The organism is Lysinibacillus sp. A1 (assembly GCF_000801965.1).
Classification (GTDB): Bacteria; Bacillota; Bacilli; order Bacillales_A; family Planococcaceae; genus Lysinibacillus; species Lysinibacillus fusiformis.
The window spans coordinates 57012-82358 of the sequence record NZ_JSZM01000020.1 but is presented as its reverse complement, the minus strand read 5'-3'; the positions used below and the strand labels follow the sequence as shown (position 1 = coordinate 82358).

The window sequence follows — 25347 nt, the reverse complement described above, 5'->3', positions numbered from 1 at the left end:
CAGAGGTGCCTCAATTTTTCATTGAGACACCTCACTTTTTTTGTAAAAACACATACTTAATTTTAGATGGGTGTTTCTAAAAATGATTGTAGTGCCTCAAAGAAACGCTTGCCGTATTTATCAAATTTCACTTCACCGATGCCGCTAATGTGGCGTAAATCATCCAGTACTGCGGGCTTCTTGTCACATAAATCACGTAATGTTTTATCTGAGAATACTACAAATGGAGGAACTTTCTCTTCATCTGCAATTTCTTTTCGTAACACACGTAAATGTTCAAATAAAGGATCATTATCAACCAGTTTTTTAACCGTTACAGCTTCCTTCCGCATGACCTGTCGTTGCCCTAGTAGAACTTCTTTGCCATCGGCTGACACATAAATAGTGGGATACGTGCCGTGCTTAACTGCCAATAAGCCTTCTGCAATTAGAAACTCAATAAAGTTTGAGACATCTTTAGACGAATAATGCCCTTTCAAAATGCCATAGGTCGATAAACGTGCAAATCCAAATTCATTCATTTTTTGATTTTTGGAGCCGATAAGTACTTGAGCCACCATCGTCTTGCCAAATTTTTGGCCCATCCGTACAACACAAGCGAGTACCTTCTGTGCATCCTCCGTCACATTCATCACAATACGGCCATCATTACAATTATTGCAGCGACCACAAGGCTCCTCTTGTACTTCACCAAAGTAAGCTAAAATTGCATTTTGTAGGCAGCCCTCTGTATGGCAATAATCGACCATTGTTTGGAGCTTCGCTAATTCCTGTGGTATTCGTGCTTCGTCTTGTGATTGGTCTATGAGAAAACGTTGGGTTTGAACATCTCCGGAGGCATACAGTAGGATACAAGCACTTGGAAGTCCATCTCGACCAGCTCTTCCTGCTTCTTGATAATAGCTCTCCATGTTGCGAGGCATTTGATAGTGCAACACAAAGCGCACATTACTTTTATCGATCCCCATACCAAAGGCATTGGTAGCCACCATAATGCGTGCCTCATCTTTTAAAAAACGCTCCTGCTCAGCCATCCGTAGATCCTCTGAAAGCCCAGCATGGTATTTGGCTATCGCTTCACCCGACCGACTTAGCATGTCATAAATTGCGTCTACCGCTTTTCGTGTAGCGGCGTAAATAATACCGACTTCCTGTTTATTTTTTTGCAAGTAATTTTTAATATAACGTTCTTTATTTTCACCAATTAACACCGAAAGGGCTAAATTATCACGTGTAAAGCCTGTCATCACGGTTGCATCTTCATCAATGGTTAATATTTTCCGAATATCCTCACAAACAGCAGGTGTCGCAGTCGCGGTAAGCGCTAAAACAGTTGGCTTATGCTGCCACAGTGTGAAAAGCTTTTGAATGGAGCGATAACTTGGTCGAAAATCATGACCCCATTGAGAAATACAATGTGCTTCATCCACCGCAATTAATGGCACGGATAAATAGGACAATGCTTGAAGGAAGGAAGCACTTTCAAGTCTTTCAGGTGCGATATACAGTAGTTTTAAATAACCAGCACTAGCTAGCTGCATCGTTTCATTCACTTCTTGTGCTGTTAATGTACTATTTATATAGGCAGCTGGAATATTGGCTGCTCGTAAAGCTTCCACCTGATCTTGCATTAAAGAAATAAGAGGCGATATGACGATTGTGAGCCCCTCAAGCATTAACGCTGGAATCTGATAACAAATAGACTTCCCTCCACCTGTTGGCATCACACAAAGGCTCGATTGTCCATGTAAAGTTTGTTCAATAATTTGGGCTTGTCCTTGCCGGAAGGCCTCATAGCCAAAATGATGCTGTAGCATTTGTCTTGCTTGCTCCATGCAAAGTTCACTCCTCAGTAGTAAGACGAAGTAGCTTGTACTCGCCCTGTTCATTTTTCATAATTTCATAAAGCATGATGGAATGGGCAAGTGCCTCCTGACCAGCTGCATTGGTCAATACATACTCCGTTTTAGCTCGTACCTGTAGATGCTGATCCATAATACGAATATCTTGAATGTCCGTATTCGAGAAATGAATCTTCGCCTGTTTGGAAGCATAGTAGGCAACCATACCTGCCAAAGTGTCTTGCAAATCTTCTGATCCTACAATCGGCTCCATAACACTTGCATCTTGAATAGTGACAGCGCCTTTTAAATGCTTATGGAATGTATCTAAAAAAAGATTGATTTCATCTATATTATACGCAAATATATTTTCACCATATTGGTCGATGGCTTGCTGTACGGCTTCTTGATCACCCTGTTCCATATAAGGATATAAATTTTTTGATTGGGATAGGCGTACACTCGCCTTCATGCCTTCCTTTAACCACTTCTGCATAAATGGTTGAATTTCCTTTATGGGCAATATGTATGGTTGTGCTTCACCTTGCTGCTGACGGTTAAAATAAAGACCGACAATTGCTCCGTTTTCCGCCTCCATCACAGGACTTCCCAAAGGTAGCTTTTCCTCTGTATCAATATAATAAGCAGCAATTTTATCTTCGTATTTTTGAATCGTATAAGGTAAGCCATTCACATAAACTGATAGCTGATCAAGCTCCCCCACATACATTTTAGGTACTTTTACATTCGCTTTATAGGTCACCTGCAAAAGTGCAACATTATGTGCCGTTGACATAAAATGAACATTCGCTGCCACTAGCTTATCCGGACCAATTTGCACAAGGGCAGTTGGCTTTGAGGCTACTAGCGCGCCATTAGTTAAAATATAAAGCTCATCATCCTTTTGCTGAATAATAATGCCTGCACCAATTCCATGCTCACCTATCACCTTGACCTCAGGCACTATCTTTTCTTCTTGCTTGGCCACTGTTTTTGTTGGCATCTCTGCTTTTTCTGCTTGAAACCAGCCTGCACCTATTTGACTGTCACAACTAGTCATTAGTATTGTAGCCGCTCCTAAAACGAGCATCTTTTTATACATACCTTCACCAAAACTTTCTTTTCAACTATCTCTCTTGTCTATCATAATCAAGGTCTTAGGATGTTTCAAGTTTACATAATATTATTATTTGAATTTAATTAGTAGTAAAATAGAGCAATCGCTTTAGTTCTATTTCATTCTACCTATTAAAATTAATGGGTTCTCTGATTTGCTGTGAAAATGGATGGATTTTAGGCCTTCAAAATATTTTTGACAAAAAAAAGACATGCGTTTTGAATGGCATGCCTTCTTGAATTAATTTTTTCGCAATAGCCCTGTTGTCGCGATTATTCCAAGCATTAATGCGAGGAAGATTACGTACGTCCATGTATGGTTACCTGTCATGTCATAGCAAACGCCAATCACAACAGGAATGATTGCACTTAGCATAAAGCCACCTGAAAATACCATCGATGACCAGCTGTTAGCTTCCTGATCATTTCTAGCTTCATCAAGTGGTAACAGCAGGCCGATCGGAAATAGCCCACTTAGAACAATGCCGATTATCCATACGGCCAGCCACAAATAAATACCTGAAAAAAGCCATAATAATGTAAAGCCTATCAGCCCTAAACAGCCCAATGCCACTACCCATGCTAATCGATTCGTCCATTTCTCCATAAGCATCGGCACAGCAATATTCCCTATCATTTGTACAATAGACATAAACGTCAGCATCATACTCGCTTCCTTCAGCGTCATTCCTTTGTCCTGTAAAAGAGGTGTAAGCCACGACATCATTGAGAAAAACAGGGAGGTTTGTAAGCCAAAATACAATAAAATTGACCAAGCACGTCCAGTTACCCAAGGATTACGCGCCGGTTCGTTTTTAGCAAATTCTTCACCATCTCTCCCTTGTTCTTTCGGGATTGCCCAGCTCCATAGAATAAGGGCGACCATAGCCAGTAAGGCCCACAAGCCCAGTGCAACTGTCCACTGATTATCAAAATACTGATAAAAGCTCACTGTCAATGCTGCACTTAAAGTAGCACCAACGCCGATGCCAAATGAATAGATACCAATAACAATCGTAAAGCGCTGAGGGAATTTTTTCTTAATAAATGCATTTAATATAGGCCCAATCATCGCAATAGCCAAGCCTGCCGCAAAACTAGTGACAACTAATAAAAGATAGCTTTCTTGGAAAAAGCGTAGCCCATTTGCAAAGATGAGTATAACCATTAACAGCACGATTGCTAATTTTGTTCCAAGCTTACGCTGAAATGGTACAGCAATCGGAGCAAATAAACCCATGCAAAAAACTGGGATAGAGGTGAGAAAGCTCATACTCGTATTGGAAACCTGTAAGTTTGTCATGAGGACATTAAAGAGTGGCCCAATCCCCGTTACTGCGGGTCTCATATTAAGTGCTACAAAGAATATACTTATTACGACTAAAATTAGTGAAACGGTCCATTGTTTTTTATCCATTTGATTTAATCCTCTCTGCTGCCAGTCAATGGAAGAGTTTTCTTCTATTATTCTATCCTTTTACCATGTATTCTATAAATGGTCAATGCTTTGAATATGCGACCGTTCACTACATATTTTCTGGCGACTCAATGCCCAATAACGCTAATGACTCTTTTAACACTATCGCCACACAATGACAAAGCGCTAGACGAGAATCTTGCTGGGCATCATCAACTAATATTTTTTGATGGGCATAATATTTATTTAATAAACGTGCTAGTTGTAAAGCATATTTTGCGATAATGGATGGGTCTGCCTGATTAAAAGCGGTGTCCACCACCTTCGGAAATTGTTCCAATAATAAAATGATTGGCCAAGCCTGCTGCCCTAATGGAGCAAATGTCTTCATGTGAGAGGGTACATCGCCTTTTGCCAAGATAGAGCAAATACGAGCATAGGTATACTGTACATAAGGCCCTGTTTCCCCTTCAAAATTCATCATTTGCTCGATGGAGAATTCAATATCGTTTAAACGATGATATTTTAGGTCATTAAAGATAACCGCTCCAACTCCTACTTGCTGCGCTACTCGCTCTTTCTGCTGTAAATGAGGGTTTTTGTCTTCTATATTGCGCTTAGCTGTGGCAATCGCCTCGGCTAGCACATCCGCTAATAACACCACTTTACCTTTACGTGTGGACATTTTCTTACCATCTTTTAGCATCATCCCAAACGGTACATGCTGCAAATCTTCTGCCCACTTATACCCCATTTTTTCGATCACCTGAAATAATTGTTTAAAATGGAGCGTTTGTTCATTGCCAACTACGTAGAAAATTTTGTTCGGTTGATACTGTTGTTGTCGGTAAAAGGCAGCCGCTAAATCACGAGTTGCATAAAGCGTGGCGCCATCTGTTTTTGTTATTAAACAAGGAGGCATTCCCTCCATCTCTACTACAAAGGCACCCTCTGATTCCATTAGGAGTCCTTTGCTTTGTAGCTCTGTCACAACCTCTGTCATTTTATCATTGTAAAAGGCTTCTCCTGTATATTCATCAAAATTGATACCTAGCAGCTGATAAATAGCCTGAAATTCATCTAACGATACATCGCGGAACCATTGCCACAATGCTAACGCCTCTGAATCACCATCCTCTAATGCTTTAAATGCGGCGCGAGCCATTTCATTTAATGTAGGATCTTGTTCGGCCATCGTATGAAATTTAACATAGATCTTTAATAATTCCTCAATAGGAGATGCTGTAATGGCTTCCTTATCACCCCAATTTTGATAGGCAACGATAAGCTTGCCAAACTGGGTGCCCCAGTCCCCTAAATGATTAATACGAATAGCCTGGTAACCATTTTTCACTGCAATATTTGCCAAGGCATTGCCAATGACGGTTGAACGTAAATGCCCCATAGAGAACGGTTTAGCAATATTGGGCGATGAAAAGTCGAGGACGACACTCCCCATTTCGGTTTTATTCGTACCAAAATTTTGTTGTTCCTGCATAATAAGGCCCAACACTTGTTGCGTTACTTTTGCTTGATTTAAAAAGATGTTGACATAGCCACCAACAGATTGCACCTGATGGATCATCTCATTTTGCAATTGGTTCGCTATTTCCTCTGCAATTTGTTGAGGTGGCTTCTTCCATATTTTAGCCAAGGTGAAGCATGGAAATGCCACATCGCCAACTTCTAAACTTTTTGGTTTTTCTAGCAATTGTTCCACGTCTTGAGCTGTTAGCTGATGCTTTAAAATTTCAGCAATACTGTTTGCAATTTGTTTATTCATGTATATTCTCCTCCATTTTCAATAAAAAAAGCCCCCGCCTCTATAATTAGAGACGAGAGCATTGTAATCCCGTGGTACCACTCTAGTTGCCATTCATCATGACCACTTTCCATTGTTAACGAGGTGACGCCCCGCTATTCTCTACTAGTAGTTCGAGAATCTTCTCCAAAGTGCGCTTCATTCATGGTTTCTGTATTAGGCTCACACCATCCCTAACTCGCTTTCCAGTTGTCCCATCAATTACTCTCTTTATCATCGAATTTTTCTATGATTTTGACATATTTTACAGGAGTCTTTTCTAGACGTCAACATTTTTTGTATTAAATAATCATTGTCATCACTTCAGGGAATCTAGAATATCTTGCCTGGGCAGCAGCAACGTTGGCACTGATTGCATCCGCATTCACCTTCATGTTGTTACAGAAGGCATGCAAAAGATCCACATTAAAAAAACGCTCCTCATTTAGAGGAACGTTCTTTTTCTATATAATGAATGACATCTGCCATGATGGCATACATCTCTTTTAATTTCAGTTGCTTATTGTCCTTCACTTTTTTCGCTACTTTTTCAGTAACAATTTCTTTTTCAATTAAGCTTTCCCAGCTTGTTCCAGTCGATTCATCGATAAGTACATCTGACAAATATTGCGCCAGCTCATCTCGCGTAATAGCTTCATCACCCGTGCTATATACCTTATTAATGACAATCTCCAGCTTATCTTTCTTATCGGCTGTACTCTCTCCGCCGGCACGAATCATACTTTCTTTAAACATTTTAGCAAACTTAATTTTCGTTGCTTTACTGTCGACCTTTAAATCATTATCATAACCACCCACTACAAGTCCATAGTTAATTAACGATTGAATGGCTTCATCATACCATTCGCCTTGATAAGGATAGTCCACAGAAAATGAATCGATATAAGCACCTTGTTTATCCAATTGCTCTCTTAATGTAGCAATTAATTTTTTATCCTTGCTCATTTCTCTAAAAGTAACATCTTGTTGAAGAGCCAGTGCTGCCGCTGTCCCTGCCGCTTCCCCAGTCACCATACCAGTCGGAACAATACGGGCACTTCCTGCTGCTAAAGATGAATAACCTGCAGATCGTCCTACAACAAGTAAACCATCAATATCCTTTGGTACTAGAGATCGGAAAGGAATCGCATATTGCTTTGGTGCAGAAATGACATAGCCATAATCATGTGGTGTTTGAGCCTGCACATCTACCGGATAAGAGGCAATGCCAATGCTATCCCAATGATCGCGATTTTGCCAAATATCGGACATTGGTAATTGATATTCCGCCCTGATATGTCTAGTTTCTCGTACATAAAGCTCTTCTGGGAAACTGACGATTTCTGCTTTTTCAAATCCAGGGAAGTTTTCCTGTAAATATTTAAGTACATGCAATGTTTCTTTTTTACCTGCAGCAATGGCCGCCTGCTTCGAATGATCATTTAAGCCATCAATCCCGAAAATTTGTAAGGCATTAATAAAATATTCATCATCCACTCGCGCTAAATTTAACCCTCTTAATCTTGTACCTTCTTGTAAAGGTGTATATTCATCATGAAGCTTTGTAAAGCCCCACATAACGGTATGATTCAAGTTAGCCCCGCCAAATACATCTGATTTCGCCGCTTTCTTTACTTGATCCCAGTCCACATTTTTCAAATGAAGCATTAATGTTACAGCCATGCGCTTATCCTTTATCCCTATATCTTCACCACCAACGAAGAAAGGAACTTTAGACATTGTAGCAAAATCCGCATCCTGTGTAGCATCTATGAATGATTTTCCTTTAACGACATATGTACCGTATTCATTTTTTAGCTCAACAGACGTTAGTTGGTGTTGTTGAAGATTCGCTTTGACAACTTCCGTTTGCACCGACAATGTTAAATTTGGTTCCTCATCAATCAGCTTTTTAAATGCTGCTTTAGCTCCGACGATACCAAAAGCATCATTGCCTCGAACAAGCTCATGCCATTCTTTAAAAATACCTTCACTGATGGAATTATTATGACCATCTCGTGGAATATCTAGGAAATTCAACATCCCATATGTAAATAATCCACCCAACTCTTCACGTTTTTCTACCAATAATGTTTTAGCCCCATTACGTGCTGAAGCAACCGCAGCAGCGACACCCTCAGGCTCACCACCAATAACAATTACATCATATTCAGACTCTATATTGCTAATTGGTACTGGCTTTTTATACTCATCCACTAATTTATTGTATGCCATAGAGTTTGTTATTTCTTTGATAAAATAGTAGCTTCCAAACCCAAGTAAAACTACTAAGATAGAAGTGGCTGTCCATAATAAGCCCTTACCCATAATATACCTCCGATTGTTAATATTTCCAATAACATGTTTATTTTATCATCATTTCCGTCTCTTAAAAGAGCTGAATGTCCTATTAGTTCCGTTGCCGAATATTGTATGGCCTATCATTTACTATAGTATTTTCCTATTAAATTAGCGCAAAGGATACGTGTATTCCATCATATAGAGGATTGGGATATTTTTTCCGATTTGCAGACAAGGTTCGTTTCGTCACTTCATTAGGCAGTCAAAACGGGGATGTGCTGATGGGCACAAGTAGATAATCAGGATAAATTGTACCTGATAAAAAAACAGTCAGAATCATTTTAGTCTATATTTTTGGCAATAAGCAACTAAAACCCCCGTGGTAAATGATGTCAATTTACTATTCTTTTTCAAAAATAGTTAAATACACTACTATGTAGACGCATCATCTTCAAATAAAGTTACAGGAAAAAAGATATTTTCATTAATCTTTCATGCGTTAATTTCATCCGTTCCTCCAGCATCAATTTACCATTTCACTTCCAACTCAAAATTTGTTATGTTATCTAGTAAGAAAGAATTTTCAACTACTTAAACTTAGAAATAATAAATGAGGTGTATGTATGGATCGATTTGAAGTTTCTTTTAAAAATAAAGCTGTGCGAATCTGGTTTTACACGGTATTCCCTGCCACTATATTAGCTATTATCTTTATTATTATTTTGCCCAATGAACAAAATAAATATGTTTCATTAGGTTTGTCACTAGTTGTAATCGTATATTATATTTGGTTTATTTTTTATACGAAAAAGCAACGCAAATAATAGAACATGTTGTGCTGGAAAGTAAACTCAAACTAATGGCCATGCCCCATTCCAATCATAACGAACCGAGTAAGCAAAAATTGACTGGCTCAGGATCCGTACACTACAGAACCTAAACCAGCCAAATCGCTGTATCATGAATAAGCAAACTTTAAGGGTGTAATACCTCATGATTATGCCCCTTTACGTCTACCCGGTAATTTCCAAAAGTTTTTTTCTATTATCTGAGCTTAAATGGCCAAATCTATTATAACCAAAAATATAGATGCAGTTATTATTTATTTTCCAGTTATATGAATTGCCTATTGTATCAAAACCATAATAAAACCCTGGCTTGCCTAAATAATCAGTAACCCATTGCCCATTTGTTCGTGTGGCAGATTTTAGATTACTCGTTTCATGAGCATTTACAATACCACGCTCATATCTTGTTAGATAATAGACATTATTCTCATAAGGTTTTACAGCTTTAATCGGTGCTTTTTCTACGGCTACTCTTGAAATGGATTGTCCATCCACATAATATAAAAACGACTACTTTTATGCAGTCGTTTTTTACATTTCATTATTTAAATCCTTGCCAAGCCGTACTTCTCAAGCTACTATTTATATTCGTTTCAAATTGAATTAAAGTACCGTTATTAATCATGATGTTAAAAGGCTCTGCATAATTACTATAGCCTTGCGAATATGCTTGACGCCCTTTGCTGTTATTTAATAAATCCATAATGCTAGCGTTATTAAATGTCTTATTAAAGAAAGATAAACTATTTTTCGATGAATTCCAATCAGCGTTTGCAGAACGTACAGCTGCTGATTGCATACAATTTATTTCAAATCTACAAAGTTTAGCGTTGTCCGTATTATTATTAAGATGATCTAATGCAATCAAAGCCACTTCATGTATATCCCCTACAACCCTAGCTTTATTAACACCTATATCATTACTATTCATGAAATTCCATGAAAAATGTCTTAACGCGTCAGATGCATTATCCCACGTCTTTAATACTCCATCTTTGTAAAAGTTTTTATCCTTTGCATAACGGATAGCGTGATCTCTGGCTCCATTGGAATTTTGGAATGCTGCAGCAATCTCAGAAGGTGATAATACACCATTAGAAAGATGAAGTTTTCCTTCTAGTGTCTTTAATGCCACAGAATCAATATTAGGCAATCCATATGAACTGTATGGAGTGATAGTTACAGACTCTTCATTAGACTTATGTAAATCTAAATCAGGATCTATTTGACTCAAAAATGCATTTATTCTTTCATTTAATTCATCTACATCTATATCTTGTGTAGAGTTTAATTGATTTTCTGTAGTATGATTTAAATTACTTGGTTGGATAGAAGAAAAGTAATTTTGAACATCTTTTTGTAATTGGAAGTTTTCAGGATTATCTAAATGAGACCAATCATTAGAATATTTCCCTGTTAAAGGATCTTTCGTTATGAATTCTTCGTCAATGGATAAAGAATTATCTGAAGCAAAGACTGTACTTTCACTAATACTTAAAATGAATAGCAAAGTGAAAATCATAGAAAAATAATATTTTTTCATTGTAAAATTCCTCCTTTTATATTAAATTATAACATATAAATGGTTGATCGATTGTTGAATAAATTTTCAGATAATAAGACAAATTAAAGAAGGAGATAGTAAATGTTTTTTATATTAATTGGAGTTTTAACTATTTTATCTATTGGGATTACTTATTTTTGGATGTTAGGGAGTCAAGTTTATATAGACCTTAGTCGGAGTTCTGCAGCTTCTAACTTTCCAGGAGATATAACAGCTACACAAAAAATGATTTACCAAATTATTTTTCCTTCATCATTATTTGTAGCCTTATTAATTCTTACATTTTTACTTTATTTAATATTTAAGAATAAAACAGATTTCACAGTTGGAAAGAAAGTAGCTATGTATAGTGTATCCTTAGTTTGTACTGTGTATTTGTTTATCGAATTGTACATTTTTATTTTTTAAAAAAAGTGTATAAAAGGAAGTATGTTTGCAGTAAACAGCCAAATAATATGATGCTTTGAAATAAAGTTTGAGCAAAAATGCCTCTCAAACCCTTATTTTGCGTTTAATTAAGAAGAATTCCTTTTGAAAAAAGATTGATCAAAAGGGATTTTTCTTTAGCAGTTTTAAATTAGGTTTGATAAAAAGGCTTGATTATTTTCTACCTGTGTTGCTCCATAATCGCGCCCGATTGTTGAAGTTCGTGGATGACTTGCTCTATTCTCATCTAAGTCTGATAAAACCAATCCGTATCCCTTGGACTTGTCCAAGTCGCACAACAACCACGCCACTTTGTGCCAGGTTTGCATTTGAGCGATACCTTTTAGGATTCATCATCGGGTGGATTGCTGTAAATACGTCATTTACCTGAGTTCGGTACTCCACCGGGCTTAGGTCTTTTAATTTTTATTTCATTCGTTTGTGATTGTAGTAGTGAATATAGTCGTTGAGCTCCTGTTCAAAATGTGCCCTGGATTCAAATTCTTGTAGATACAGGAGTTCAGATTTTAATAAGCCAAAGAAATTTTCGATGACTGCGTTGTCCAAACAATTACCCTTACGGGACATACTTTGTGTAATACCATGTTGCTTTAATGTTTGTTGATACTTTTTCATTTGATAATGCCACCCTTGATCTGAATGAAGAATAACTTGATCACTTGATTCGAGGCGCTCCAATGCTTGTTCTAACATATTATGGACTAGATTATACACTGGACGCTTCATTACCGTGTAGGCAATGATTTCGCCATTTGATTGGTAATTTTTCTTGCATTTGAACTAAAGTATTCAACTTTTTTAAGTACGCATTCTCCATTTCTAATTGTTTGATTCGTGCTTCTGACGCCTCAATAGATCCTTCAGCTGGTGTTGACTTCGTTGTTCGTTATGTCTCTTTTTTCATAGATGAATGCCCCTTTTTCTTAGAAACAAGAGCATCATAACCACCAACTTCAAACTTCAACTTCCAATTCTGAATCATGCCAGGAGATGAAATATTGAATAGTGCAGCTGTGTCTCTCGAAGATGTACCTGTCTCGTTCATATAATTAAGTACATTCATTTTATAGTCAGCTGAATATTTTGTGGACTTTAAGAAAGTCTCTACGCCATTTATTTGATAACGGCGAACCCATTCACTGACAACCTCTGCTGTCACACCGATATCTTTCGCAATTTCAAGCATAGTTTCATATCCATTTAAATATCGTTGAACTGATTGAATACGTTGTTCAACACTTACTTTTGCCATAAAAAACCCCCGTAATAGTTAGATTGATGTCTAACTTTTACGGGGCAGTTCAAGTAGTCCCTGGTTTTTATATAAAACTAAATTGAATTCGCCATTTCAACAAGTAACTCTTTTTTGATGGAATCTGCATATTTATTATGAACACCAAACATATACTGCAAATTATTTTTTTCAAAGACAAAGAAATTGTATATTTGAAGTTCAAAATAAACTCCCTTACTACCATCTTTGAGTGGATAGCTTTCACCTTCAAAGTCCAATTTATGTTTTAAAGACCGAATGTCAATTTTAAATAAATTCTCCTTTATATCTTTGTCTACAAAAATTAAGTTTAAAGTGGTATTCGAATTATATTCAGAATCTACATAAAATTCGCCGAATTTGTGTGTAAATGAAATGGTAGGAGGAATTGTAGGTAACTTCACTTCAGTATTGTAGTATTTTTCAAACTCATTAACAGCACTTTCAAGGGGTTTATATCCTCCCTCAGAATATTTATCCTCCAAAGAAGGCGATTGAGTATTTGCATAAACATTAACACTAAAGGTAAAAATAAAAATGCAACTAATTATAAATAAATTATTACAAACTTTTTTAACCATTTTGCTACAGTCCAATCAATAAAATAAAACATTAATTTCTGAACTATTTTTCAATAAACCTCCCTTCAATATTTAGTATTTCAATAAAAGTAAGGATTATTCAGCTGTATTACAAAATAAAAATGAAAAGGATCTAAGTTCAATATTACTCGAACTCAGATCCTTATATCTTTATTTTTATTGCGAGACTGAACCTCTTCCAATACATCTTTCCTTAATTGATGTATCACTAAAAAACACCTCCCGAACCCACATCTTACGTTAAATTAATAGAACCCGTTTTGAAAAAGATTGATCAAAACGGATACTTCCTCTGAGAAGTATTGTTTAATTTCTATAAAAAAGTTTGATCATTTTCTATGATCTAATCTTAAAAAAATCTCCCCCTTTTCCTCACTTAAAATGCAGGTATCGATTTAGTAGTCTTCTAAAATTTTGAAAAGATGATTTCTGAAATTGATTCAGCGTTAAAAGATAAAATACTTTTTCCAAGTTGTTTTACCTTGCTTGGTGTTGAAAATTTTTGCTATAGATTTTTATAATATGTGTTGCAAAAAGGAAAAAATGATGAACATCGAGAATTTGATGTTCATCATTTTCTTTAACTATTTTTTAAAACCTACTTAACCGTTATTATCTTCATACTTTGTACCTTCTGGAAAATTATTGGACATTGCTTTAGCATTTTTGAAGTTAGAGTCATTTGACAAGATAAGTAAATTTTCGCAATCGTGTCCTATGCAAAAAATATTTTGACCATCTAGCATACGAATTTGTTTACTATTTAAGGTATTCTTCTCAAAGAATATATTTTTTTGCGTGACCCACAATACTAGATCCCCTGCACATGATATTGGTATGACTAAAGAAAACAACTGTTTCAATTTGTCTTCATTTACAACTTCTATAATTTTATACTTTCCTTCTAAATCATAGTTTTTAGGATCAAATCCATATTGAACACAAAATGAATTGAATTCTTTTTTCATGTAATCTTCAACTTCAATGAAAAAGTACAGAGGAAAACCATTTATCTTTTTTATCCAAGAAGGAAACCAGTTCTCATTACATTCAGGTAAATAAAGCCCAGAAATATCAATAAGAAATTGAGGTAATTCTTTGATAGCAAAAGGCATCTTTTCTAAATAATCTTGGACATTCTCACAATCAATATTTACATATTCAAAGTAAAACCCCATAATTAACTCCTTTATATTTTCTTTTACCATACCCCACATATATTTCTTTTTATCAGTCAATGTATATCCTTTTATATACTGATCATTCCATCTGAAAACATAGTGAAGATTAGGATTCCCTAAATGAATGCCAAGATAATTGGATTGTTATTAACATAACTAAAACCATTTAGCGTTAAAGGATCCATTGTATCGCCACGTACAGGATCTAACGATAAAAAACACCTGTATCTGAATTATAGTAACATGCCATTAAATAATAAAGTTTTGTATCCTCATCATAACGATACCCTGCATAGCGATATGGATTGATAGATGCCATTGTACCACTTTGGTTTATGATGTTGCCCCATGCATCATATGTGTATTCCGCCACAATAGTTCCGTTTGAATCGGTTAACGCTTGTACATCCCCACGATAGTTCGTTAAATAGTAATACGTTGAGCCTCGATATGTCATTGATAATGGATGGTCGTTCTCGTCATATGTGTAGGCTTTGGTAATAACTCCATTTGCATCTTCTTCAAATAGGACTCGGTTCGTCATACCACTATAACGATAATACGTTTCACCATTACTATCTTTACTATACACACGACGACCATTCTCGTCATAACGATATGTTTGCAACTGTCATATTCGTTAGAGTCTTTACTTCTGTCAATTGATCAAAAGCATTCCATACATATTGGAAAGCACCATCATTTGTTACTGTACCGTTAGCACTCACTATATATGTTTTCTCACCAGCAGCGGTCATTTGATTCGTATCATTGTATTTATAGTTGATTGCAACTGGCATTCCATTCCGCACAGTTGTTTTGGATGTACGATTTCCTACTTCATCGTATGTGTAAGAAATAGCTAAACCATTGCTATATTGTTCTTTTATTAACTGATTTAATGCGTCATACGTGTAAGTTACCGTACCAGCATTATTTGTTATTTTCGTTATTTGCTTATTTTTATCGTACTCATATTCATTTGGACGCCAAGTTGTTGCATTATTTGTTTTCAAAGTTTCTTTTTGTAACTGATTGGCATGGTACGTATTTAGAATAGCTGCACCATTTCCAAAAGTTGTATTCTCTAATAAGCCATTTTTGTTCCATCCAAAGTTTGCTAACTCTTGTCCGTTGTAAGTAAGAGCTGTTGTCTGCCCGTTCGAATCTGATGTAAATCCAATTTTATTTGTGCTGTATTGAATACTTGATAGTTGATCCTCATTTTTATACGTGTAAGTAATCGCACGATTCACAGGTGCACTAATGTCTATTCTTTGTAATAGCTCATTTTCTGCTTGTGTGTACGTAACCTTTTGATTATTCAATGTATGATTAGTAACGGTCGTTATTAAACCGTCAATTTGTGTCGTATACTGATTTAGATTATTAATTTTCACCAATTCTGAATTAGTTCATTAGAGCTTGTATATTCAATTCTATCACCGGTTGCTTTTATGATCTCATTTAATTCACCATCTGCATTATATTTATAGTTTGTTACTTTTTCTTTGGAGTTTGTTTCTGATTCTATAGCATTTTGTGCATTATATTTGAAAGAAGTTTGTTTAACAGCAGTTTAATGGGTAGCACCATTGAGCTTTATACTTTCTTTCTCCATTTTCAGTGGAGAAGGTTAGTAAAAACGTTTCCCCTTTTTCAAACAAATCATATATTTCAAGGAGGCTGTTTTCGTTTTAATGTATATAGTATTCGAACTTTCTTTTTATTTCCCCACTTTTATATAAGTATTAATATTACCCAGTTTACTAAATTTTTTATCAAAGGGTATTCTACTATTAAAGTTTTCCAACCAGTAGGTAGCTTTTTCCAATTCCTCGTTCTTTATAAAAATTTTAATAATTTTACTAAAATTAGGGCTGAAATAAAATTCTTGATGTTCCACAATTTTCAAGCCTTTATGGAAATACTCAGAAGCCTTATTATATTCTTTTAAATCTACATATAATAGTCCGATATAAATAAACGCACTTGATTTTTCTAAATCTGTTAAAGGTTCCTTTAAGCCAGAAATCATTGTGTCAATAGCTTTGTTTTTCATAAAAAAAATATCAAATAGGTTCGCTCTTTTTACAATACTATTATATAATTTAGATGATTTATTTTGAGAAATACTAATTCTAACAACCTCCAACTATTTAATTTTTCTTAATAGATATCGTTCTGCATTAGATAGAGCTCTATCAATAGTTTTTCCAAGCCACGTTCTATCAAACCATGCTTCATATTTAAAAAGTTTACCTCCTAAATTCGCTGCTGAACTTGCAGCTCCTTTAAGAAATCCACCAGAAATATATGCACCAAATCCACCTGTGATAAAACCTTTAATTGCTGCTTTATTAGGTGCCCTATTCAACATAGTAAACCCCTTTAATGCCAATTTTCTTGCAACAAATGCGCCTACACCACCACCCCCTACAATTAACGCAAAATTGGTTAATGTATTAGCACGAAAATCAGCGAAAATCGCCTTAATAAAAAATCTTAACAATGATTTTAAACTATTTGCAATTGAAAATGTTCCATCTGGATCCACATTCATCACTGGATTATTATTCGCATAATTATAACCATTCAACGATAAAGGATTCATTGTATCACCACGTACTGGATCTAATGATAAGAACACACCTGTATCCGGATTATAATAACGTGCCATTAAATAGTAAAGCTTTGTACTCTCATCGTAACGATTTCCTGCATAGCGATATGGATTGATAGTTGCCATTGTACCGCTTTGACTCATAATATTACCCCACGCATCGTATGTGTATTCCGCCACGATGTCACCATTTGAATTCGTTAGGGCTAGTACGTCTCCACGATAGTTCGTTAAATAGTAATACGTTGAATCTTGATATGTCATTGTTAACGGATGTCCATTATCGTCATACGTGTAGGCTTTTGTAATGACACCACTTGCAGTTTCCTCAAACAACACTTGGTTAGACAATCCATTATATCGATAATATGTTACACCATTACTGTCTTTACTATATACACGACGTCCATTTTCATCATAACGATAAGATGCAATTGTTAGTGTTAGGAGCTTTACTTCTGTTAATTGATCAAATGCATTCCAAACATATTGGAAAACACCATCATTTGTCACATTTCCATTTGGACTTACAGTGTAAGTTTTCCCACCAGCAGACTTCATTTGATTAGCATCATTATAACTATAGTTAGTTGTAGTTGTAATACCGTTTTGTAAAGTCGTTTTAGAAGTACGATTTCCAACTAAATCGTATGTGTATGAAATGGATAAACCATTATTGTATTGTTCATTGACTAGTTGGTTTAAAGCATCGTACGTGTAAGTGACTGTACCATCTTCATTCTTTATTTTGGTTATTTGCTGATTTTTATCGTATTCATACTCATTTGTACGCCAAGTGGTTGCACTATTTGTTTTCAAAGTTTCTTTTTGTAACTGATTAAAATTATACGTATTTAGGATAGCTGCACCATTTTTAAAAGTCTTGCTCTCTAATAAGCTATTTTTATTCCATGTGAAGTTCGCAGCTGGTTGTCCATTAAGTGTGAGTTTAGTTGTTTGGCCGTTCTCATCTATATCATACTCAATAGTATCTGTACCGTATTGAATACTTGCTAAGTCTTTTTCATTTTTATAATTATAGCTTATCGAACGATTCACAGGTGCGCTAATGTCTATCCTTTGTAAAAGTTCGTTTTCAGATTGTGTATACGTAACTTTTTGATTGTTCAATGTATGATTTGTCACAGTTGTTGTTAAGCCGTCTGTTTGAGTTGTATACTGATTAACTCCATTGATTTTCACTACTTTTGAATTAGTATCTGTAGAAGTTGTATAGGAAATTATATCATTTGTTGGTTTTACAATCCCAATTAATTCGCCATCTGCATTATGAATATATTTTGTTGTTTTTCCTTCTGCATTTGTTTCTTCTTTTACGGCATTTTGTGCATTATAGATGAGAGACATTTGTTTACCAGCAGCGTTTGTCACAGATGTTAAATTACTGTTGCCATCATACGTATAAGTAGTAGTTTTATTTGCTGCATCCTGTACTTCTACTAATTCATTTTTTAAATTGTAGCGATACCCTGTAATTTGCTTTTTCCCATCTTCATATGAAAGAATATTACCATTAAAATCTTTTGTAATTATAGTCGTTATATCTAGCTGATCATCTCGATTAGTTGTTACGTTTTGGTTATTATCGTAGTTGGTGTTATACGTTTCGTTTTTTCCATCTGGATACTCTACTTTTGTCATATCCCCATAGTCATTATACGTATAGGTTGTTGTTTCACCTTTTGGAGTGGTCGATGTATTCAGATTACCTTTCTTATACGTGTTAATAGTAGTTTGCTGATTAGCGTCTGTTTGTGTTAAGAGATTACTATTTGCATCATATGTGTAGGATTCTGTCACACCTTTTGAATCAGTAGTGCTTAAAACATTCCCTTTTGTATCATAGTTATAATCTTTAGTGTACGAAGTTCCATCTGTATAGGCTACTTTTTGAGATAAAACATTAAAGTTTTCATCTAATTCATAGGTTGTTGTATCCCCTGAAGGATCGAATATTTTCTTCACACTAAAATTGTTATTTAATCCATAGCGTGAAACTGTACCTTCTGGGCTCGTAACCGTTACAATATTGTTTGTTCGGTCTAAAGAGTATTCGGTGATAGAAGCTACTTGTCCATCTAAAGATGGCTCTGTTACAGAAACTAAATCCAGCTCACTATTATACCCATAAAGCATTATTTTTTGTCTACTATCGATGATTTTCGTTAACTGTCCATTAGTCGTGTAGTAGAACGAAGTAGGTGTTGATGTTTTATCATCGTCATCGTTCTTATCTTTCTTAACCACTACTCTTGTTAAGTAACCATCTGTATACGTATACTTTATATCCTGATCATTATATTTTGCATTCGTAATAAGCCCATTCGTATACGAAAACAGCAATTTTGTGCCTAGATTAGTACTAATAGAAGTAAGCTGATTTGATGTATCATAATTATAAGTGATTGTATTGCTATTTAAATCTTTTTGCTCTGTAATATAGGCTACTTCAATATCTGTATCACTAGTGCTTTCTCTAACTTTAAATGTTGTTGTGATACCAGTTTTGCTAGTCAGTTTAAAAGTGTACTTATCCGCCATAACTAAACTATCATAATTACCTGCTGGTGCAATATACTTATCTCCATCCCATGAGTAAACATGGACCGTACCATCTGCATCTTTATATTCGACATTAAAATATTTATCATTATAAAATAATTTCTCTGAACCTGTAAAACTCCAACCATAGCCAAATGGAGATTTTTCAAAATCCTTACTATTATACGTTCGAGTGAAATCTAGACCAAAGCCTGCATAGTTGAATAAGCTAAAATCTGTGTATTGAACAACATTATTATTTGTCCCTAAATTTACATAGTTAGATCCATTTGAAATATCATGTGTGGCATAATCCCAATAATCTTCTAAACCTAAACGGTTAGGTGTTTTATAAGTAACCACAAGTTTTGGTTTATACGCGAGTGGGTTGGTTGTGCTTTCACTACTAATGAATTTTTTATAAATCAATGTTCCTTCTGTTGTACTTTTTAATAATAAACCTAGATTTGTATTTGGATTAGTAAGCCAACCACTCACCATAGTCGTTGGAATAGACCATCGTTGAATTCCATCTTCTACATTACTTGGTACAGAAGAAACACCTGTGACAGTCGAAAGAGACGTCGTATTAAAATCCCCTCCAGCTGTTGTCCAACCACCTGCTGTTCCGTAGTTATTCCATGTTGCCGTATTTTCATCCCACGAACGTTTCATGGCGTGCATACTTAGATTAATAGGACTTGGATCATTTGTTGAAGATAGATATAGACTTACATCAGCAGACATAATGATACTTTTTTCAGGAATAGGTGTCACATCAAATTTCAATAAACTTCGTACAACATTTCCGTCTGTCGCTGTACCTACACCTAATTCTGTGTCATTCCCTCCAGTTTGCGTTGGGAATTTTTTGCGAATTGTTGTATCTTCCATTTTAGAATTTCCTTGGATACGCACAATTGTAGGATCAATAACAATTGGATATTGGCGCTCTTTATCCTGTAACCATGTTGCATCAGGTATTAGATCAATCCATAATGTATTGTTTTTCTTACGTGTCTTGAGGGTTATATCATAGGACTTTGCTTCCTCTGGAATGGAATTAACACTATCAATAGATTGATAGCCTACAGGTTTAAAAGCATCGTACATCAATGGAGCTTCTATAACATATTTCATTTCACCAGTAGAAGCATCCTTCAAATAAATTTGATTATCAATCTGTTCATAAGATAAATTTTCGAGAGATAGCTGATATGAAAAAGTTTGCGGTAACCCCTTTTCAGGTTTTTGGTTAATCGTAATATCTTCTTTTACAAAGTTTTCTCCAACAGAATAAATGGTTGAAATATTATCAAATACATTCTCATACTGAATTTGATTATCTGTAGCAACCCCAACCACCTCTTTTGCAGAGGTTATTTCACCTGTTTGTTCAATTTCCTTTAGACCAATATCCAGATTATAATGATCTTCTTTCACTTGTACGTTATTCGTTTCATCTTCAATTTTTTCATCAAAAATTACAGCAAAGCTATTGGCTTTATTTTTATATTGACCTTTGCCATCGTTCTTGTGTTTTTGAAGCTCGTTATCAATATCTTTCCAGTTATCTTTATCATCTTTAAAATGAATAGGTGACTCATAAATTTCTGTTGAATAGGTGCCGTCTAAATTGTCATACGTTTTAGAGGTTTCAGTACGCTCCCCTGCTACTTCAATTTTTTCTTTTTCTTTCTGTACATTTTTGTCTGACTGTACTTCAGCAGCACTTGCAAAATTCTCAAAAGGAATAAACCCTATAAACAGCGTAAGTGCTATGGTGCAAATTAATATTTTTCCAAAAAGACCCCTCAATTACATTCCACTCCTAAACATATATACTTTTGATATCTCTCCAAAGACATCCAATAAATATTATCACTATTTATATATCTAGGTACAAGGAAATATATAGTTGGTATTTTTTACTTATTAAATAGTTGTCATGCATATACTTACCCAATCATTTTGTCTACTTTTAATATAAAATCTGTTGTCAACGCATCTGGCTCATTTGTTTTTGGGTCTGTAGGATATTTAAGACCTAATTCTTCTACAATGACAATTGTTTCTTCCAACGGCAATAAAGGAAATTGTTATCGAATATCAACAACGGAATCCGAATATTTAGTTAAATGAAAGTAATTCTGTTCCAAATCTGATAAAAATTCATGCTGTCTATTTGTTTTAATTCCTTTTAAACATGTAGATTAATCTTTCAAAGAAACATCTTGAATGTTTAAGCATGGTCCAACTTAAGAATCACGACCTTCTTTAATCCACTTTTCTACTTTAGATGTTATAGTTCGTTTAGACATAAAAACACCCCTTTAGATTAAAATTATCCAAAGGGGTAAAACGGTATAACTTTATTTTAAACGGTACGACTTTATTTCAAACTTACAATTACAATGATAGAGGTATAGGCTATGTCATATTCTCCAACATATATTTTTGCAGCCAGCTTTTCTCATTGTTTGGATATAGTTGATATCCTAATTCATCGATCATAACCTTTTCGCAAGAGTTGATTTCAGAATTTTTTATAGTCCAATATTTTTTTAAAAATTGTATCTTTTCAAATTTGGAAAGGAATGATTCACCAATACACAAGAATATTGACTATGAATCCAATTCCAAAAACAAATTGTGGAACATCAATGCTCCACTTTTCAAAATAAAAAAATATATTGATTTCAACACAAAATTTATGAAAAGGATAGCCAAAATCATTTCTTAAGTTCTCTTTTTCAACTATAATTATTTGAGTAGCCCATAATTAGGTGCTACATAACTTCATTACTTTATTTTTGATTCCCATTTACGCTGCCGCATGAAAGGAATGATACAAGTATGAAGTTATATAAATCATTAAAAGAACCCGAAATATATCACTATTTCAATGCAAATAAAGAAAAACTATGGATGTTTCGACATAAGTATTACGATGCTTCTGGAAAACGCCGCGAGAAGAAAAAAAGTGGTTTTACAACTGAAAAAACAGCATTGAAAGCCTTAATGGAAGTAAAAACTGCAACGTTACGTGGAGAAACTAAACAGATAGAAAATGATAGACTGACTGTTGGTGAATGGCTAGATACTTGGTACGAAATAAACCATAGAAAATGGAAGATTAGTACAAGTACACAAAGAGAAATGATTATTCGAATGGATATAAAACCGCTTTTAGGTCATTACAAATTACAACAATTAGATAAATTGACATACGAGCGTGAATACATTGCAAAACTTGAAGGCCGATACAGTTCAAATACTGTACGTTTACGACATAGTATTTTCAAAATAGCTATTAATGCAGCTGTGGAAAATGAACTAATTGCCCGAAATCGCTTTACAAAAGTTAAAATAACTGAACCTGACAAATACAATACTGAAAATATAAATTTCCTTTCTCCAGAACAATTGGTTACATTTCTCGAGGATGCAAAAAAGCACGAGAATATTACAAATTATAGCCTTCTACTGACAGTTGCCTATACGGGCATTCGTAGAGGTGAAGCATTGGGACTACAATGGCAAAATATCAACTTTACGAATAATACAATTACTATTGAGCGTACCCGAGACGATAAAGGAGTACGCTCACCTAAAACAAATAACAGTTATAGAACCATTCTAGTTGATAATATAGTGATGAAGCAATTAGAAGTCTACCAAAAATGGTGTAAAGGTTTATTGTTTTCCTGTGGCAAAAAATTAACTGAAAGTACATTTGTCTTTCTCTCCGCTAACTCATTTGAACCGTTATCCGCTGAACGAACAAAAAAAATAGTTGATAGAATTACAAAAAGAACTCTTATTCCCAAAATTACTTTGCACGGATTACGTCACACACATTGCACCATCTTATTACTTCAAGGAATGAATGTGAAAGTAATTTCTGAAAGACTGGGAAATACACCTGATATGATTTATAAAGTATACGGACATGTTTTAAAAGAAATGGAAACGGAATCCGTAGCTTTATTCAGTAACAGCTTACAGCAAGCTGGGGCAAGAACTGGGGCTATTCAATAAAACAAGTGCCAATAAACCTTGCTGTCATAATGTTTATAGACTATGGAACATATTTCATGATATACTAGTGCCATTGTGAAAAAAGGAGGAACTTGCATGATTCAAGTTAGTAATGTAGGTCTTCGCTATGGCGATCGTAAACTATTTGAAGACGTAAATATAAAATTCACACCAGGTAACTGCTATGGTTTAATTGGGGCAAACGGTGCTGGTAAATCAACATTCTTAAAAATTCTTTCTGGTGAAATTGAAGCACAAGAAGGTAACGTATCAATGGGCAAGGACGAACGTTTATCTGTCCTCAAACAAAACCATTTTGAATACGATGATTATACAGTGCTTGACACTGTTATTATGGGGAATAAACGCCTCTATGACGTAAAAACAGAAAAAGATGCTATCTATGCAAAGGAAGATTTCTCAGATGAGGATGGTATGCGTGCCGCTGAGCTAGAAGGTGAATTTGCAGAGCTAAACGGTTGGGAAGCTGAGTCAGAGGCAGCGACATTATTAAACGGTTTAGGTATCTCAGATGACCTTCACTACATGCTAATGGGTGATCTTGAAGGTTCAGATAAAGTAAAAGTATTACTTTCGCAGGCCCTATTTGGTCAGCCTGATGTACTGTTACTCGATGAGCCTACCAACCACCTTGACTTAAAAGCTATCCAATGGTTAGAAGAGTTCTTAATTAACTTTGAAAACACAGTCATCGTTGTGTCCCATGACCGTCACTTCTTAAACAAAGTATGTACACATATTGCTGATTTGGACTTCTCTAAAATCCAATTATATGTGGGTAACTATGATTTCTGGTATGAATCTTCTCAATTAGCTCAAAAAATGGCTCAAGACCAAAATTCTAAAAAAGAAGAAAAAATTAAAGAATTACAAGCGTTTATCGCACGATTCTCTGCGAATGCTTCTAAATCGAAGCAAGCGACATCTCGTAAAAAAATGCTGGATAAAATCGAGTTAGATGACATTAAGCCATCAAGCCGTAAATATCCTTTCATCAACTTCCAAATTGGTCGTGATATCGGGAATGATGTATTAACAGTTGAAGGTCTAACTGCCACTCATGAAGGCGATTCACTGTTTAAAGATATTCGTTTCTCGATGAACAAAGATGATAAAATCGTTTTACTTGGTAGCCCACTTGCTAAAACAGCGCTTCTTGATATCTTAATGGAAGATAAAGAAGCAGATGCAGGTACATTTAAATGGGGTGTAACCACTTCACAAAGCTACTTCGAAAACGATCATGACAAGTACTTTGAAGGAACAGAAAAGTCATTAGTAGAATGGTTACGCCAATATTCTCCTGATGATGAAACAGAAAGCTTCCTACGTGGTTTCCTAGGACGCATGTTGTTCTCTGGTGAAGAAGTGAAAAAATCACCTTCTGTACTATCAGGAGGCGAAAAAGTTCGTTGTATGTTATCAAAAATGATGCTTGCCACAGCGAACGTGATTTTACTAGATGAACCAACAAACCACCTTGACCTTGAATCTATTCAAGCATTGAACGAAGGCTTAATTCGTTTCAAAGGGGCTATGATTTTCACATCTCATGACCACCAGTTCATTCAAACAATTGCTAACCGTGTAATTGAAATCCGTGAAGACGGTTCAATTTTAGATAAGCAATTAACATATGATGAATTCTTAGAGTGGAAAGATCGCGAAGGTTTAAACTAATTCCAATAAAAATCCTCTACCGAATGTTT

At 35.2% G+C, this 25347-nt stretch carries 17 protein-coding genes, 1 pseudogene and 1 other annotated feature; of the genes and pseudogenes, 4 read left to right on the top strand and 14 right to left on the bottom strand.

Annotation, left to right across the window (positions count from 1 at the left end):
- Positions 1–62 precede the first annotated feature (62 nt).
- The 5 genes from recQ to PI85_RS16545 form a co-directional block, all read right to left on the bottom strand.
- Positions 63–1835 (bottom strand): DNA helicase RecQ, encoded by a 1773-nt coding sequence (gene recQ, locus PI85_RS16565; protein ID WP_036125798.1) that lies wholly within the window; start codon positions 1833–1835, stop codon positions 63–65.
- A 7-nt stretch (positions 1836–1842) separates the two neighbouring features.
- Complete coding sequence (locus tag PI85_RS16560; RefSeq protein ID WP_235318502.1) at positions 1843–2901, bottom strand: hypothetical protein; 1059 nt, start codon at positions 2899–2901, stop codon at positions 1843–1845.
- Between the two features lie 297 nt (positions 2902–3198).
- Positions 3199–4374, bottom strand: a complete 1176-nt coding sequence (locus tag PI85_RS16555; RefSeq protein WP_036125795.1) for a CynX/NimT family MFS transporter — start codon at positions 4372–4374, stop codon at positions 3199–3201.
- Positions 4375–4483: 109 nt separating this feature from the next.
- Positions 4484–6157 (bottom strand): arginine--tRNA ligase, encoded by a 1674-nt coding sequence (gene argS, locus PI85_RS16550; protein ID WP_036125792.1) that lies wholly within the window; start codon positions 6155–6157, stop codon positions 4484–4486.
- Between the two features lie 45 nt (positions 6158–6202).
- Positions 6203–6422 (bottom strand) — a binding site (T-box leader).
- Between the two features lie 194 nt (positions 6423–6616).
- Entirely contained in the window at positions 6617–8503 is a 1887-nt protein-coding gene (locus PI85_RS16545) for an FAD-dependent oxidoreductase (protein ID WP_036125789.1), read from the bottom strand.
- A gap of 596 nt (positions 8504–9099) precedes the next feature.
- Here PI85_RS16545 and PI85_RS16540 point away from each other — a divergent pair.
- The gene (locus PI85_RS16540) at positions 9100–9300 is read left to right on the top strand and encodes a hypothetical protein (RefSeq protein WP_036125787.1); all 201 of its coding nucleotides are present in this window, start codon (positions 9100–9102) and stop codon (positions 9298–9300) included.
- Between the two features lie 189 nt (positions 9301–9489).
- Here PI85_RS16540 and PI85_RS16535 read toward each other — a convergent pair whose 3' ends face one another.
- Both PI85_RS16535 and PI85_RS16530 read right to left on the bottom strand, forming a co-directional pair.
- Positions 9490–9819 carry a hypothetical protein gene (locus tag PI85_RS16535; protein ID WP_036125785.1) on the bottom strand — a complete coding sequence of 110 codons (330 nt, stop codon included), beginning with the start codon at positions 9817–9819 and terminating at the stop codon, positions 9490–9492.
- Between the two features lie 46 nt (positions 9820–9865).
- Positions 9866–10867, bottom strand: a complete 1002-nt coding sequence (locus PI85_RS16530; RefSeq protein WP_036125782.1) for a hypothetical protein — start codon at positions 10865–10867, stop codon at positions 9866–9868.
- Positions 10868–10969: 102 nt separating this feature from the next.
- Between PI85_RS16530 and PI85_RS16525 the strand changes: the two genes are divergently transcribed.
- Positions 10970–11296 (top strand): hypothetical protein, encoded by a 327-nt coding sequence (locus PI85_RS16525; protein ID WP_036125778.1) that lies wholly within the window; start codon positions 10970–10972, stop codon positions 11294–11296.
- Between the two features lie 444 nt (positions 11297–11740).
- Here PI85_RS16525 and PI85_RS23980 read toward each other — a convergent pair.
- The 7 genes and pseudogenes from PI85_RS23980 to PI85_RS23630 form a co-directional block, all read right to left on the bottom strand.
- Positions 11741–12587, bottom strand: a pseudogene (locus PI85_RS23980) (IS3 family transposase).
- A gap of 77 nt (positions 12588–12664) precedes the next feature.
- Positions 12665–13189 (bottom strand): hypothetical protein, encoded by a 525-nt coding sequence (locus PI85_RS16510; RefSeq protein WP_036125776.1) that lies wholly within the window; start codon positions 13187–13189, stop codon positions 12665–12667.
- A gap of 623 nt (positions 13190–13812) precedes the next feature.
- Entirely contained in the window at positions 13813–14448 is a 636-nt protein-coding gene (locus PI85_RS16505) for a hypothetical protein (RefSeq protein ID WP_036125773.1), read from the bottom strand.
- A gap of 148 nt (positions 14449–14596) precedes the next feature.
- Positions 14597–15019 carry an RHS repeat-associated core domain-containing protein gene (locus PI85_RS23640; protein ID WP_052323549.1) on the bottom strand — a complete coding sequence of 141 codons (423 nt, stop codon included), beginning with the start codon at positions 15017–15019 and terminating at the stop codon, positions 14597–14599.
- A complete protein-coding gene (locus PI85_RS23635) occupies positions 15000–15791 on the bottom strand; it encodes an RHS repeat domain-containing protein (RefSeq protein ID WP_235318505.1) in 792 nt (263 codons plus the stop codon). Before PI85_RS23635 ends, PI85_RS23640 begins: the two co-directional genes overlap by 20 nt.
- A gap of 326 nt (positions 15792–16117) precedes the next feature.
- The gene (locus PI85_RS16495) at positions 16118–16546 is read right to left on the bottom strand and encodes a hypothetical protein (protein ID WP_036125771.1); all 429 of its coding nucleotides are present in this window, start codon (positions 16544–16546) and stop codon (positions 16118–16120) included.
- Entirely contained in the window at positions 16547–21394 is a 4848-nt protein-coding gene (locus tag PI85_RS23630) for an RHS repeat domain-containing protein (RefSeq protein WP_052323543.1), read from the bottom strand.
- A gap of 1038 nt (positions 21395–22432) precedes the next feature.
- Here PI85_RS23630 and PI85_RS16485 point away from each other — a divergent pair.
- Together PI85_RS16485 and PI85_RS16480 are read left to right on the top strand one after the other, a co-directional pair.
- The gene (locus tag PI85_RS16485) at positions 22433–23617 is read left to right on the top strand and encodes a tyrosine-type recombinase/integrase (protein WP_036125769.1); all 1185 of its coding nucleotides are present in this window, start codon (positions 22433–22435) and stop codon (positions 23615–23617) included.
- A 96-nt stretch (positions 23618–23713) separates the two neighbouring features.
- Entirely contained in the window at positions 23714–25318 is a 1605-nt protein-coding gene (locus PI85_RS16480) for an ABC-F family ATP-binding cassette domain-containing protein (RefSeq protein WP_036125767.1), read from the top strand.
- Positions 25319–25347 lie beyond the last annotated feature (29 nt).

Excerpts from the sequence above, each read along its gene's own strand:
- PI85_RS16485 (WP_036125769.1), top strand. The coding sequence starts at position 22,433 with ATGAAGTTATATAAATCATTAAAAGAACCCGAAATATATCACTATTTC.
- PI85_RS16530 (WP_036125782.1), bottom strand. The coding sequence starts at position 10,867 with ATGAAAAAATATTATTTTTCTATGATTTTCACTTTGCTATTCATTTTA.
- PI85_RS16560 (WP_235318502.1), bottom strand. The coding sequence starts at position 2,901 with ATGACTAGTTGTGACAGTCAAATAGGTGCAGGCTGGTTTCAAGCAGAA.
- PI85_RS16555 (WP_036125795.1), bottom strand. The coding sequence starts at position 4,374 with ATGGATAAAAAACAATGGACCGTTTCACTAATTTTAGTCGTAATAAGT.
- PI85_RS16525 (WP_036125778.1), top strand. The coding sequence starts at position 10,970 with ATGTTTTTTATATTAATTGGAGTTTTAACTATTTTATCTATTGGGATT.
- recQ (WP_036125798.1), bottom strand. The coding sequence starts at position 1,835 with ATGGAGCAAGCAAGACAAATGCTACAGCATCATTTTGGCTATGAGGCC.
- PI85_RS16510 (WP_036125776.1), bottom strand. The coding sequence starts at position 13,189 with ATGGTTAAAAAAGTTTGTAATAATTTATTTATAATTAGTTGCATTTTT.
- argS (WP_036125792.1), bottom strand. The coding sequence starts at position 6,157 with ATGAATAAACAAATTGCAAACAGTATTGCTGAAATTTTAAAGCATCAG.
- PI85_RS16540 (WP_036125787.1), top strand. The coding sequence starts at position 9,100 with ATGGATCGATTTGAAGTTTCTTTTAAAAATAAAGCTGTGCGAATCTGG.
- PI85_RS16545 (WP_036125789.1), bottom strand. The coding sequence starts at position 8,503 with ATGGGTAAGGGCTTATTATGGACAGCCACTTCTATCTTAGTAGTTTTA.
- PI85_RS16480 (WP_036125767.1), top strand. The coding sequence starts at position 23,714 with ATGATTCAAGTTAGTAATGTAGGTCTTCGCTATGGCGATCGTAAACTA.